The sequence below is a fragment of the Mesorhizobium captivum genome (genome assembly GCF_033977165.1).
In the GTDB taxonomy this organism is placed as follows: Bacteria; Pseudomonadota; Alphaproteobacteria; order Rhizobiales; family Rhizobiaceae; genus Mesorhizobium; species Mesorhizobium captivum.
In genome coordinates this window covers 64,631-77,311 of the sequence record NZ_JAVIJB010000012.1, presented here as the reverse complement: position 1 = coordinate 77,311, position 12,681 = coordinate 64,631, and the positions used below count along the sequence as shown (strand labels likewise).

The window sequence follows — 12,681 nt, the reverse complement described above, 5'->3', positions numbered from 1 at the left end:
AAGTGTGTAGCGGTTTTGGGATAACGACATGCATCAAATTCAACGATAAAGGGGAATTGGCCATGGCTATCGAAAACGCCGTCAGCGCGGAAGAAATCAAGGTCGATGCCAAGAAGATGCACATCTCGACCACCGATGTCGCCATCGACATCATCGGCATGCACAAATGGTATGGCGAGTTCCACGTGCTGAAGGATATCAACCTCAAGGTGATGCGCGGCGAGCGCATCGTCATCTGCGGTCCGTCCGGCTCCGGCAAGTCGACGATGATCCGCTGCATCAACCGGTTGGAAGAGCATCAGAAGGGCAAGATCATCGTCGACGGCAAGGAACTGACCAACGACCTGAAGAAGATCGACGAAGTGCGCCGCGAGGTCGGTATGGTGTTCCAGCACTTCAACCTGTTCCCTCATTTGACCATCCTGGAGAACTGCACGCTGGCGCCGATCTGGGTGCGCAAGACGCCGAAGAAGCAGGCTGAGGAAATCGCCATGCATTTCCTGAAGCGCGTCAAGATCCCAGAGCAGGCCAACAAATATCCCGGCCAGCTCTCCGGCGGCCAGCAGCAGCGCGTGGCGATCGCCCGCTCGCTCTGCATGAACCCGCGCATCATGCTGTTCGACGAGCCGACCTCGGCGCTCGACCCGGAAATGATTAAGGAAGTGCTGGAGACCATGGTTGGGCTCGCCGAAGAAGGCATGACCATGCTCTGCGTCACCCACGAGATGGGCTTCGCCCGCAAGGTCGCCAACCGGGTGATCTTCATGGATCAGGGCCAGATCGTCGAGCAGAACACGCCGGCCGAGTTCTTCGACCATCCTCGCCACGAGCGCACGAAACTGTTCCTGTCGCAGATCCTGCACTGAGCGATCCGACAGCGATTTGAGATTTGAAAGCCCGGCCACCGTGGTCGGGCTGCGCACCGGCTGGGTGGAGCCCGCTGGGTCACTGCTATTGCAAACGCCTCATTGTCTCGGCAGCCTACCGCCTCGCTCACCGCCCCTCCCACCCGTAGAGCCAGTCCAAATCTGTCGCGAGCTTATCCGCGGGCCGCGTCGCCAGCACCAGGTTGCGCGCGATCGCGACCGGACCCCAGGCATGCCAGGCAAGGCGGTTGAGCGCGCCGCGCCTGAGCACCTTCTCGATGCGCGGCCGCCTGAGATTCTCCCACATCGCGAGGCTTTGCCGCGGATCGGCCGGGAAGTCGGCAACCAGGTCGGCGAGCATCGAGGCGTCTTCGATCGCCATAGCCGCGCCCTGCGCCGCGAAAGGCGTCATGGCATGCGCCGCGTCGCCAATCAGTGCCACCCCCTCCGGCATCGTCCAGCGCCTTTGCTCGACGGTGTGGATCGGAAACGCGGTCCATGGCCCGGCCAAGGCGACAAGCCTTGCCAGCGCCGCCGACGTGCCGCGCATGGAGCTGGCGAGAATGGCGGGGTCGGCATGGCCCGACCAGTCTTCGGCGATGCGCTCGCCCTTGGTGAAGGCGGCGAGGTTGAAGTCGCTGCCCCTGCTCACCGGATAGGCGACCATATGGAAGCCCGGATGCAGGAAGGTGGTGACGCAGTCGGCGGCGCCGATCGCCGCAAACGCCTGGCCGGCGGCGCTTGTCGCCGCAACCGTGGCGCGCCAGGCCAGCTCGCCGGAGAAGCGGCTTTTCCTGAAAGCGGGCTCCCTGCCGGCAAGCTGCGACCGAACCGACGACCAGACGCCGTCGGCGCCCACCAAAAGGCCGCCGGCCGCCTCCATGCTGCCGCTATCTCTATGGGCCGTGACGACGATATTTTGCGGCGCGACGGCGATGTCCGTCACCCGCGCTCCGGTGACGAGTTGGATCTCGGGCCGCTCTGCCACCCGCGCCGCCAGCGCCGCCTGCAGATCGGCGCGGTGCGCCACGAGATAGGGCGCGCCCCATCGCTCTTCCCCGACCTGGCCCAGCGGCACGCGCGCCAGCTCGCGCAAGGTTGCAGCGTCTTTCAGCACCACCGCTTCAGGCCGGATCGCACTCAGCCGTAACCGGTCGAGCGCGCCGAGCTGGCGCAGGATGCGGGTCGCGTTGGGGGAAAGCTGGATGCCGGCGCCTGCCGGTTCGAGCTGGCCGGCCTGCTCCAGCACCGTGGCGGCATAGCCACGCCCGGCAAAGGCAAGGGCCGACGTCAGCCCAGCGATGCCAGCCCCGGCGATGACGACCTGCCGGGACCGTGCCTCATCCATGATCTAGCAGTCATCCATGATCTGCGGATCAGGCGGCCTGATCGATATAGAGGCAGCCGGCCGGCTGAGTTTCCGTCGCCTTCAGCTTCGGCGAATAGCGATAGAGGGTCGAGCAATAGGGGCAGACCTTCTCATCGTCGTCGCCCATGTCGAGGAACACATGCGGATGGTCGAAAGGCGGGTTGGCGCCGGTGCACATGAATTCCTTGACGCCGATGTCGATCGCCGGATGGCCCGCGTCGTTCTGGAAATGGGGAATGGAACCGCCTGCCATCGTCGTCTCCTTCAGTTCGGCCCGTTTGCATCTGGATCATAACCGGGCAGTTTGCAAGATCGATGAAATGAAACTGTCGCAAAAGGCTGGCAGAGGATAAGTTGAGCCGGTTAAGCGCATGACCATGGAATCGGAGCGATTCCGCGACGGATCATGCGTCACAAAGGCATGTTAGAGCGTCCGTGACGACCGGCGATGTGGGCGCTCGAAAAGAACGGTAGCGGCAAGAGCGGGAACATGACCGAATTGAGGCCTGTACAGAGCGAGTTCATCACCGTCGAGGCGGCAAGCCCCGACGGCGGCAATCCCGACCGTTTCGTCAATCGGGAGTTCTCCTGGCTGCAGTTCAACCGGCGCGTGCTGGAGGAATCGCTGAACGAGCGCCATCCGCTACTCGAGCGCGTCCGCTTCCTGTCGATCTCGGCGGCCAATCTCGACGAGTTCTTCATGGTCCGCGTCGCCGGCCTCGCCGGCCAGGTGCGCGAGGGCATTGCGCTGAAGAGCCCGGACGGCCGCACGCCCGAGCAGCAGCTCGAGCAATTGCTGCGCGAGGTCGAACGCCTGCAGGAGGACCAGCAGAAGAGCCTGTCGACCTTGATGGAGCTGCTCAACAAGGAAGGCATCGAGAGCATCACCCGCGACGGGCTCAGCAAGGACGAGAGGGCCTGGCTGGAGGAGCACTTCCAGGAGCAGGTTTTCCCGGTGCTGACCCCGCTGTCGATCGACCCGGCGCACCCGTTCCCGTTCATCCCCAATCTCGGTTTCTCGATGGCGCTGCAATTGCGCCACCGCAAGAACGGCGAGGAGATGAGCGCGCTGCTGCGCCTGCCGGTGGCGCTGCGGCGCTTCATCCGTCTGCCCGACCGCAAGCACCATGTGCGCTTCATCCCGCTGGAGGAGGCGGTCGGCCTCTATATCGGCAAGCTTTTCCCCGGCTATGAGGTCAAGGGCTCCGGCACGTTCCGCATCATCCGCGACAGCGATATCGAGGTCGAGGAAGAGTCGGAAGATCTCGTGCGGCTGTTCGAGACGGCGCTGAAGCGCCGTCGCCGCGGGTCCGTGATCCGCATCGAATTCGACACGCTGATGCCGGCCGAGTTGCGCGACTTTGTCGCCGGCGAGCTCGGCGTCTCGTCGAGCCGCATCAGCGTGCTCACCGGCCCGCTGGCGCTCAACCAGATCTCCGAGATCGTCGCCATCCCGCGCGACGATCTCAAATTCACGCCCTACAATCCGCGCTTCCCCGAACGCATCCGCGAGCATGGCGGCGACTGCCTGGCCGCCATCCGGGAGAAGGACATCATCGTCCACCACCCCTATGAATCCTTCGACGTGGTGGTGCAGTTCCTGCGCCAGGCGGCGGCCGATCCGGAAGTCGTCGCCATCAAGCAGACGCTCTACCGCACGTCGAACGACAGCCCGATCGTGCGTGCATTGATCGACGCGGCCGAAGCCGGCAAGTCGGTCACGGCGCTGGTCGAGCTCAAGGCGCGCTTCGACGAAGAGGCCAACATCCGCTGGGCGCGCGATCTCGAGCGCGCCGGCGTCCAGGTCGTGTTCGGCTTCCTGGAATTGAAGACCCACGCCAAGATGTCGCTGATCGTGCGCCGCGAGGATGGAAGGCTGCGCAACTACGTCCATCTCGGCACCGGCAACTACCATCCGGTCACCGCCCGCATCTATACCGACCTGTCCTTCTTCACCACCGATCCGACGATCGCGCGCGACGTCGCGCAGATCTTCAACTTCATCACCGGCTATGCCGAACCGGCCGAGGAGATGCGCCTTGCCGTGTCGCCCTTCACGTTGCGCAACCGCATCCTGAGGCATATTTCCGAGGAGATCGTCCATGCGCGCGAGGGCCGGCCGGCCCGCATCTGGATGAAGATGAACTCGGTCGTCGATCCGACCGTCATCGACGCGCTCTATGACGCCAGCCGCGCCGGCGTCGAGATCGACCTCGTCGTACGCGGCATCTGCTGCCTGAGGCCGCAGGTGCCGGGTCTTTCAGAGAACATCAGGGTGAAGTCGATCGTCGGCCGCTTCCTCGAGCACAGCCGCATCTACTGCTTCGGCAACGGCTACGGCCTGCCGTCGGACGAGGCGATCGTCTACATCTCCTCGGCCGACATTATGCCGCGCAATCTCGACCGCCGGGTCGAGACTCTGGTGCCGATCACCAATCCAACTGTGCATGAACAGGTGCTTGGCCAGATCATGCTCGGCAACATCATGGACAACCAGCAAAGTTTCGACGTATTGGCTGACGGCACCTCCCGGCGCGTCGCGCTGGAGGAGGGCGAGGAACCGTTCAACGCGCAGGAATATTTCATGACCAATCCGAGCCTCTCCGGACGGGGTGACGCGCTGAAATCGCATGCGCCCAGGCGCATTGCCCAGTTCAAGCGCCGCAAGAAGAACGCCGCCGCGTGATTTCAATTTCCCAGGGCCGGCTTCAGGACCGGCGGCCGTTGTCGATCATCGACATCGGGTCGAACTCGATCCGCCTCGTCGTCTATGAAGGGCTGGCGCGCTCGCCGACGCTTTTGTTCAACGAAAAGATGCTGGCCGGGCTTGGTCGCGGCATCGTTTCGACGGGCAAGCTCGATCCCGAGGCGGTGACGCGCTCAATGGAGGAGTTCCGCCGTTTCCGCGCGCTTTCGGATCAGGCCGGCGCCGAGCACATGTATGTGCTGGCGACCGCGGCGGCGCGCGAGGCGGTCAACGGCCCGGATTTCATCCACCGCGCCGAGGACGTGCTGAAGACCGAGATCCGCGTGCTCTCCGGCAGGCAGGAGGCGCACTATTCCGCGCTCGGCGTCATCTCCGGCTTCTATCCGGCCAACGGCATCGCCGGCGACCTTGGCGGCGGCAGCCTGGAGCTCGTCGACATAAATGGCGAGGCGATCGGCGACGGCATCACGCTGCCGCTCGGCGGCCTGCGCCTGCAGGATATGGCGAAGAACTCGCTGGTCCAGGCACAGAAGATCGCCCGCCAGGAACTGGCGCGGGCGAAGCTTTTGAAGGGCGGGCAGGGCAGGGTCTTCTACGCCGTCGGCGGCACTTGGCGAAACCTCGCCCGGCTGCACATGGAGATGAACAACTACCCGCTCGGCGTGATGCATCATTACGAGATCGGCGCCGATAGCGCCCAGAGCTTCCTCAGGCAGGTGGCAAAGGGCGAGGTCGAGAAGGTCCGGGGCATCGAGGGCGTCTCCAAGAACCGCCGCTCGCTCTTACCTTACGGCGCGGTCGTGCTGCAGGAGATCATGGCGGCGATGCAGCCGTCGAAGATCGTCGTCTCGGCCCAGGGCGTGCGCGAAGGCTTCCTCTATTCGCTGCTCGACGCGGCCGAGCAGAAAGCCGATCCGCTGATCTCGGCCGCCGAAGAGCTGGCGCTTTTGCGCTCGCGCTCGGTCCACCACGCGCACGACCTCGTCGAATGGACCGGCAAGGCCTTCAAGGCCTTCGGCATCGACGAGACGGTGGACGAGGCGCGCTACCGCCACGCCGCCTGCCTGCTCGCCGATATCGGCTGGCGCGCGCACCCGGAATATCGCGGCAGGCAGTCGCTCAACATCATCGCCCATGCGTCCTTCATCGGGGTCGACCATCCCGGCCGCGCCTATCTGGCTTTAGCCAGCGCCTACCGGCATGACGGCATCTTCAACGATAGCATCGCGCCCGAGATCAAGGCGCTGGCGCCGCCGCGTGTGCTCGAGCGAGCGCGTGCGCTGGCGGCGATGATGCGTGTCGTCTACCTGCTGACGGCGGCGATGCCGGGCGTCATGCCGCGGCTGAAATGGGAAAGCCGCGGCAACGGCGCGCTGGCGCTGGTGCTGCCGGCGTCTCTCGCCAACCTTTATGGCGAACGCCCCGCCGGGCGGCTGGCGCAATTGGCGCGCATCACCAACCGCCGCCTGGTGCTGGCGGTCGAGGGGGGTCCAAGTGTTTCGGTGAAATAGCGGTTCCCAAGGCATTTGCGACGGGGTGCACAACTGTCCTCGTCCAATTCGATTGCAACGGTGCACCGATATTTGTCGACGTTGGCGCTGCCCCTATCCGCCTGCCGGCACCTTCTCCCCGTATAGTGACGGGGACAAGGGAATGGCTGCGACGCCGGCGCTCTTCTGCAATGCTTGCGGTTGGCGAAAGCAGCGATGAGAGCGTCCTTCTCCCCGTAAAACGGGGAGAAGATGGCGGCAGCCAGATGAGGGGCAGCGCCGACGCTAAAAGTTTCACGTCACCTCGGCGCCGATGCCGACGCTCCGCCCGTCGGCCGACCATGTGCCTGCGCCGGCCATGGCGAGCGCCAGGAAGCCGCCGGCAATTGCAATGTCCTTCATCAGCATCTGCTGGTGCATGAAGGCTAAAGTCGCGTCGTCGGCGCCCTGACCGTAATGGCCGATAAAGCCGGCGGCGATCGAGAAGGCGGCAAGCAGCAGTGCTGCGATCCGTGTCTGGAAGCCGACGAGGATCAACAATCCGGCGATCAGCTCGAACAGGCCGGTGCCCCAGGCGGCTAAAGTCGGCAGCGGCAGGCCGAGGCCGGCGAAATAGCTGGTCGTGCCGGCGATGTTGGTGAGCGCCTGGAAACCGGAGGGCACGAACAACGCGGCGAGCAGCAGCCGCGAGACGAGAAGCAATGCGTTGCGGGGCATTGGTCACCTCCCTTGCCGGCATCATGCCGGCTGCCGGCGCAGTCTACGCCTGCAACCGGAAAACGAAAAAGCGGCGCGGAAAATTCCGCGCCGGCTTTCGTTTCAGTCTGGGAGGAAAAAACTTCAGTCGCGCTTGGCGTCGATCGAGTAGGCGCCGGCGCCCGAGGAGGCGAGCAGGATGAAGCCGCCGGTGATGGCGAGGTTCTTGAGGAACTGGATCATCTGCATCTGATCGGCCCAGCCGGTATGGGCGACCAGCCCGGTAGCGATCGTGAAGATGGCGAGCACCCACGCGGCGATGCGGGTCTGGAAGCCAACAAGAATGGCAAGGCCGCCGAGCAACTCGATCAGGCCGACGACAACGGCCGTTACAGTCGGCACCGGCAGACCCATGCTGCCGAAATAGGCAGCAGTGCCGGAAATGGCGGTGAGCTTGCCGAAGCCGGAAAGCAGGAAGATGACCGCGAGCAGGATACGGCCGAGCAGGATGGTGAAGGAACTGTTGGACGCGGTGCCGGCGGTAGCGGCGGAAGTGTTGATGGACATGGCGAGTCTCCGAATGGGGTTGAATGCCCAGTCAGATAGACGACGAAGACTGTTCACCAAAGCCGCCTATACGGCGACACATTGTTCACAGATTATATGTTTCTGCGATCGGGCAATCGGCGCGAAATTCGTTTCGTCTGACTTGGCTGCGGGAGTAAAATTCTCCCGTCGCCAAATGCCTCTCAACGCTTAACCCGGATGCGTCATGTCCTCCGGCCGCACCAGCCGATCGTAATCGGCTTCGCTGACCAGCCCGGTAGCAAGGGCTTCCTCGCGCAGCGTGGTGCCGTTCTTGTGCGCCGTCTTGGCGATCTTGGCGGCGTTGTCGTAGCCGATGGTGGGGGCCAGTGCCGTCACCAGCATAAGCGAGCGGTCGAGCGCCGCCTTGATGTTGTCTTCCCGCGCCTCGATGCCGACCACGCAATTGTCGGTGAAGGAGACTGAGGCGTCGGCGAGCAACTGCACCGACTGCAGGAAATTGTAGGCCATCAGCGGGTTATAGACGTTGAGCTCGAAATGGCCCTGGCTGCCGGCGAAGGTGAGCGCGGCATTGTTGCCGAACACCTGCACGCAGACTTGCGTCAGCGCCTCGCACTGCGTCGGGTTGACCTTGCCGGGCATGATCGAGGAGCCCGGCTCGTTCTCCGGCAGCGAAAGCTCGCCGAGGCCCGAGCGCGGGCCGGAGCCGAGGAAGCGGATATCGTTGGCGATCTTGAACAGCGCGGCGGCCGCCGCGTTGACCGCGCCATGCGAGAACACCATGGAATCATGCGCGGCCAGCGCCTCGAACTTGTTCGGCGCGGTGACGAAGGAAATGCCGGTGATGGAAGCGATGCGGTCCGCCACCTTCTCGGCAAAGCCGACAGGCGCGTTGAGACCGGTGCCGACGGCCGTGCCGCCCTGCGCCAGTTCCTGCAGGGCGGGCAGCGTCAGCTGGATGCGCTTGATCGAGGAGGCGACCTGCGCGGCATAGCCGGAAAATTCCTGGCCGAGCGTCAGCGGTGTGGCGTCCTGCGTGTGGGTGCGGCCGATCTTGATGATGTGATTGAAGGCGCGGGCTTTGGCGTCGAGCGCCTTGTGCAGGTGGTGCAAGGCAGGGATCAGATGGTGCGCGACCCGCTCGGCGCAGGCGATGTGCATGGCCGTCGGGTAGGTGTCGTTCGACGACTGGCTCATATTGACGTGGTCGTTCGGATGTACCGGCTTCTTCGACCCCATGACGCCGCCGAGCATCTCGATCGCCCGGTTGGAGATCACTTCGTTGGCATTCATGTTGGATTGCGTGCCCGAGCCCGTCTGCCACACCACCAGCGGAAAATGCTCGTCGAGCTTGCCGTCGATCACTTCCTGCGCGGCCTCGACGATCGCCTTGCCGACGGCTGGATCCAGCCGCTTCATCTCCATGTTCACTTCGGCCGCAGCGCGCTTGATGACGCCGAGCGCCCGCACGATCGAGGCCGGCTGCTTTTCCCAGCCGATCTTGAAATTGCCCAGCGAACGCTGCGCCTGCGCGCCCCAGTAGCGGTCGGCCGCGACCTCGATGGGACCGAACGTATCGGTTTCGGTTCTGGTCTTCTCAGCGCTCACGGGAAATCTCCGGTCTGTCGATGTGCGCAACGGCGTATCGCGTTGCACAAAACGCATCAAGCGGAGATTGCGGGCGGTGATGATGCAAATCGTTTGAAGGGGGCGCCGGTAGTCTCCCCCCTTGAGGGGGAGATGTCGCCTCAGGCGACAGAGGGGGTCGCTCGAACTGCTGCGGCGTACTTTCAAGGCGCGAATGGACGTCGGCGCTCCAGGCGAGACGACCCCCTCTGGCCTGCCGGCCATCTCCCCCCTCGAGGGGGGAGATTTCTACCCCATCGGCGGCCCGACGAGATCGATGCCGTTCTCCGCACATAGCCTTGTCAGCGTCGCGATCATCTCGGGCGTCGGCTCGGCCGGCGGCGGCAGGTCCGGCCGTTTCGCCGGCCGGCTCGCCTTGCGAACCATCGTCTCGAAATCCGAGCCGCGCGTGACGGTGAGCGTGTGCGCGCCTTCCGGGGATTCGACCTTGAACGTATGCGGCAGGCCTTTCGGCGCGATGACGGTCTCGCCGGAGCCGACGATCCGCTCATGGCCGTTGATCTGGAACCGCATCCGTCCCTCGATGATGTGAAAAATCTCATCCTCGTTCCGGTGCACATCCAGCGGTGGAGAATCGCCATAGGGCAGGCGATGCTCGATGACGCAGATGCCGTCCTCGCCGTCGGCCGCGGAGACCTGGATGGCAACGAGCGTGTTGTTGAACCAAAGGAGTTCCTTGCCTGTGATGGCGCTGTTGATCATTGTCATGGCTGCTCTTCCCTTGTTGGGCCGGCAAAGCGGCGTCGGCGCGACCTAACCAAGGACGGGCGGGCGATGGAAATCGAATGATCGTATGGGGCGAATTGATGCGATGAATTTGAACGCGCTGGATCTCAATCTGGTGAGGGTCCTCGACGCGCTGCTGCGCGGAAGAGCGTGACGCGCGCCGGCGAGCAGATCGGCCTCAGCCAGCCAGCCGTGAGCGCGGCGCTCAACCGCCTGCGCCATGCGCTCAACGACCAGCTTTTCGTGAGGCGCGGCAACGATATGGTGCCGACGCCGCGCGCCGAAAGCCTGGCCGAGCCGGTGCGCTCGGCGCTGCGCGAGATCGAGCGCGCCTTCCAGCCCACGACCGGCTTCGATCCGGCGAGACTCGAACGCACCTTCACCTTCATGGGCGCGGACTTTTTTCCATGTTGCTGATGCCGCCATTCGCCGCCCGCATCGCGGCGATGGCACCGCGCGTCTCGTTCCGTTTCCTCGATAGCGCCATCGGCGATGTCTCCAGGCTGCTGCAGGAAGATCAGATCGATGTGGCGCTGGAGCGTCCGCTGGAGGTCGCCGAATGGGTCTCCAGCGTGCCGCTGTTCGGCTCGCCCTTCGCCATCATCGCGGCGAAAGACAATGTCGAGCTACGCCAGGCTGGCATTCGCGAGGGCGAGCAGGTGCCGCTCGGTCTCTTCTGCGAACTGCCGCATGCGCTGCGCTCCATCGATGGCTCGATGTCGGGCTTCACCGATGACGCGCTGGGCAGGATGGGCCGGACGCGCCGGGTCACGCTCGCCCTGCCGCATTTCCAGGCCGTTGCGCTCGCGGTGGCGAGCGGGCCTTATCTGGCCGCCGTCCCAATGCAGTTCGCGACGGCAGCCGCAAAATCCTTGCCGATCGGCATTTATCAACCGCCGATCTCGATACCTTCGCCTGCGGTCAGGATGTACTGGCACGCCCGCCGCGACGACGAGCCGCCGCATCGCTGGGTCCGCGAGCAGGTTCTGGATGAAGTGGGGAAACTCGGATTCAAGGACTGGGACGGCATGGCGGATATACAACCTTATCCCGCCGTGTAGCCGCCATCGACGGCAAATATCGCGCCGCTGGTCCACGCGGCTTCGTCGCTAGCCAGATACACAGCCATGCCGGCGATATCGCTGGGTCGGCCGATGCGGCCGAGCGGATAGCTCCGCTCGACATAGGCCGTGAGATCGTCTTGCGCCTGTTGCGGCAAGGTGACGATCGACTTCCGCCGCATGGCGGTGTCGACCGTGCCGGGCGCGATGGCGTTGACGCGGATGCCGTGCGGGCCGAGCTCGAAGGCGAGCGACTTGGTCAGCGAATTCATCGCGCCTTTCGACAGCGAATAGAGGCTCGACGGCCGCTTCGGGATCATCTTGTTGGCGAAGTAGGACGAGATGTTGATGACCGAAGCGCTGCCGCCCAGATGCGGCAGCAGCCGCTGCGTGAGGAAGAACGCCGCCGTCACATTGAGCGCGAAGGACTGATGGAACTCTTCCTCGCTGACCGCTTCGAACGGCACGAAATAGGCGACGCCGGCATTGTTGACGAGGACGTCGAGCGGCCGGCCGGATTGGCTGATATGGGCTGCCACGGCATCGATGCCGGCGCTGGCGGCGAGATCGGCCGAGAGCGTCTCGACGGTGTCGCCGCCTTTAGCCTCTCCGGTCAGCGTGTCGCGCGCGGTCTCCAGCTTGCCGGCATCGCGGCCGACGATCAGCACACCGGCGCCTTCGCGGACAAAAGCTTCGGCGATCGCCAGGCCGATGCCGTCCGACCCGCCGGTGATCAGCGCCCGCTTGCCGTGAAGTCGCATCGCCATGCTCCTGCAATTGTCGCGCAGGAATGCAGCGCCGAATGGTGCGGGTGGTCAACCCGAAGCCCTATCGTCCGGTATGAACTTTATCCGACCGAGGCCAGGCCGGCGGCAGCAGGTTGTCTCAGGGCAAGCCGCCCCGCGACATAGTCCTTCACCTGCCGGATAGCCTGCTCGCGTGTGACGCTGCCCGGCTGCAGGCCGAGCCTCAGCCACAGCCCGTCGATCAGCGCAGTGACGCCGAGCACGATCTCGTCGACCAGTTCCGGCGATGCGAGGCCGCGCAGGCCGGACAACAGGTTCGAGCGCATGCGCGCGTGGATCACCTTCTGGATGCGCGCCAGCTTCTCGTCGCGCGGCACCTCGGCGCAGAGCGAAAGCCAGGCGTGGCAGAGAGGCGGCAGGAACAGATGCTCCTCGAAATTGCCCTCGATCACCGCGTCCAGCCGCTCCATCGAAGTCCGCGCCCGCTTGAGCCGCGCTACCACCGCGTTGCACAGCACGGCATTTGCCTCGCGCATCGCGTGCTCGAACAATTCCTGCTTGTTGCGGAAATAATGCAGCACGATGCCTTTCGAGGCGCCGGCCTGGGCCGCCACCTTTTCCAGCGTGGCGCCGGCAATACCCTCGCGCTCCAGTACCGCGAAGGCCGCCTGCCGCAACTCCTTACGGCGTATGTCGCTGAGACGCGTGAGCTTCACCGGATCGATCCATGCATTGCGAATCCATGTTGACATTTTCGTCCGCTCAGATCAACAATTGACCAATGGGACAATAATATGACCAGATGGTCAAACAAATGGTCGATATGA

The 12,681-nt window shown here is 64.3% G+C and carries 13 protein-coding genes; 5 read left to right on the top strand and 8 right to left on the bottom strand.

Features of this window, described 5'->3' with window-relative positions; genetic code table 11:
- Positions 1–62: 62 nt before the first annotated feature.
- The gene (locus RFM40_RS12840; RefSeq protein ID WP_142867061.1) at positions 63–866 is read left to right on the top strand and encodes an amino acid ABC transporter ATP-binding protein; all 804 of its coding nucleotides are present in this window, start codon (positions 63–65) and stop codon (positions 864–866) included.
- A gap of 127 nt (positions 867–993) precedes the next feature.
- On the opposite strand, the gene RFM40_RS12835 is transcribed toward RFM40_RS12840, so the two are convergent.
- Positions 994–2,214, bottom strand: coding sequence for an FAD-dependent monooxygenase (locus tag RFM40_RS12835; RefSeq protein WP_320226298.1), 1,221 nt, complete (start codon positions 2,212–2,214; stop codon positions 994–996).
- Positions 2,215–2,242: 28 nt separating this feature from the next.
- Entirely contained in the window at positions 2,243–2,488 is a 246-nt protein-coding gene (locus tag RFM40_RS12830; RefSeq protein ID WP_126100681.1) for a zinc-finger domain-containing protein, read from the bottom strand.
- A 237-nt stretch (positions 2,489–2,725) separates the two neighbouring features.
- Between RFM40_RS12830 and RFM40_RS12825 the strand changes: the two genes are divergently transcribed.
- Both RFM40_RS12825 and ppx read left to right on the top strand, forming a co-directional pair.
- Positions 2,726–4,921, top strand: coding sequence for an RNA degradosome polyphosphate kinase (locus RFM40_RS12825; protein ID WP_320226299.1), 2,196 nt, complete (start codon positions 2,726–2,728; stop codon positions 4,919–4,921).
- Entirely contained in the window at positions 4,918–6,453 is a 1,536-nt protein-coding gene (gene ppx, locus RFM40_RS12820; protein ID WP_320226300.1) for an exopolyphosphatase, read from the top strand. The genes RFM40_RS12825 and ppx overlap by 4 nt, the downstream gene beginning before the upstream one ends.
- Positions 6,454–6,726: 273 nt before the next feature.
- Here the strand turns inward: ppx and RFM40_RS12815 are convergent, their stop codons facing one another.
- From RFM40_RS12815 to RFM40_RS12800, 4 genes are all read right to left on the bottom strand, one after another.
- Positions 6,727–7,149 carry a DoxX family protein gene (locus tag RFM40_RS12815; protein ID WP_320226301.1) on the bottom strand — a complete coding sequence of 141 codons (423 nt, stop codon included), beginning with the start codon at positions 7,147–7,149 and terminating at the stop codon, positions 6,727–6,729.
- A 123-nt stretch (positions 7,150–7,272) separates the two neighbouring features.
- Positions 7,273–7,695: a DoxX family protein gene (locus RFM40_RS12810; protein ID WP_320226302.1), complete on the bottom strand. Its 423-nt coding sequence runs from the start codon at positions 7,693–7,695 to the stop codon at positions 7,273–7,275.
- 189 nt (positions 7,696–7,884) lie between these two features.
- The gene (fumC, locus tag RFM40_RS12805) at positions 7,885–9,282 is read right to left on the bottom strand and encodes a class II fumarate hydratase (RefSeq protein WP_320226303.1); all 1,398 of its coding nucleotides are present in this window, start codon (positions 9,280–9,282) and stop codon (positions 7,885–7,887) included.
- A 267-nt stretch (positions 9,283–9,549) separates the two neighbouring features.
- A complete protein-coding gene (locus RFM40_RS12800; RefSeq protein ID WP_320226304.1) occupies positions 9,550–10,029 on the bottom strand; it encodes a cupin domain-containing protein in 480 nt (159 codons plus the stop codon).
- 168 nt (positions 10,030–10,197) lie between these two features.
- Between RFM40_RS12800 and RFM40_RS12795 the strand changes: the two genes are divergently transcribed.
- Both RFM40_RS12795 and RFM40_RS12790 read left to right on the top strand, forming a co-directional pair.
- Positions 10,198–10,464, top strand: coding sequence for a LysR family transcriptional regulator (locus RFM40_RS12795; protein WP_320226305.1), 267 nt, complete (start codon positions 10,198–10,200; stop codon positions 10,462–10,464).
- Complete coding sequence (locus RFM40_RS12790; protein WP_320226306.1) at positions 10,455–11,108, top strand: LysR substrate-binding domain-containing protein; 654 nt, start codon at positions 10,455–10,457, stop codon at positions 11,106–11,108. Before RFM40_RS12795 ends, RFM40_RS12790 begins: the two co-directional genes overlap by 10 nt.
- Here RFM40_RS12790 and RFM40_RS12785 read toward each other — a convergent pair.
- A complete protein-coding gene (locus RFM40_RS12785) occupies positions 11,093–11,869 on the bottom strand; it encodes an SDR family NAD(P)-dependent oxidoreductase (protein WP_320277630.1) in 777 nt (258 codons plus the stop codon). The genes RFM40_RS12790 and RFM40_RS12785 overlap by 16 nt on opposite strands.
- A gap of 86 nt (positions 11,870–11,955) precedes the next feature.
- Positions 11,956–12,606, bottom strand: a complete 651-nt coding sequence (gene betI / locus RFM40_RS12780) for a choline-binding transcriptional repressor BetI (protein ID WP_320226308.1) — start codon at positions 12,604–12,606, stop codon at positions 11,956–11,958.
- Positions 12,607–12,681: the final 75 nt, after the last annotated feature.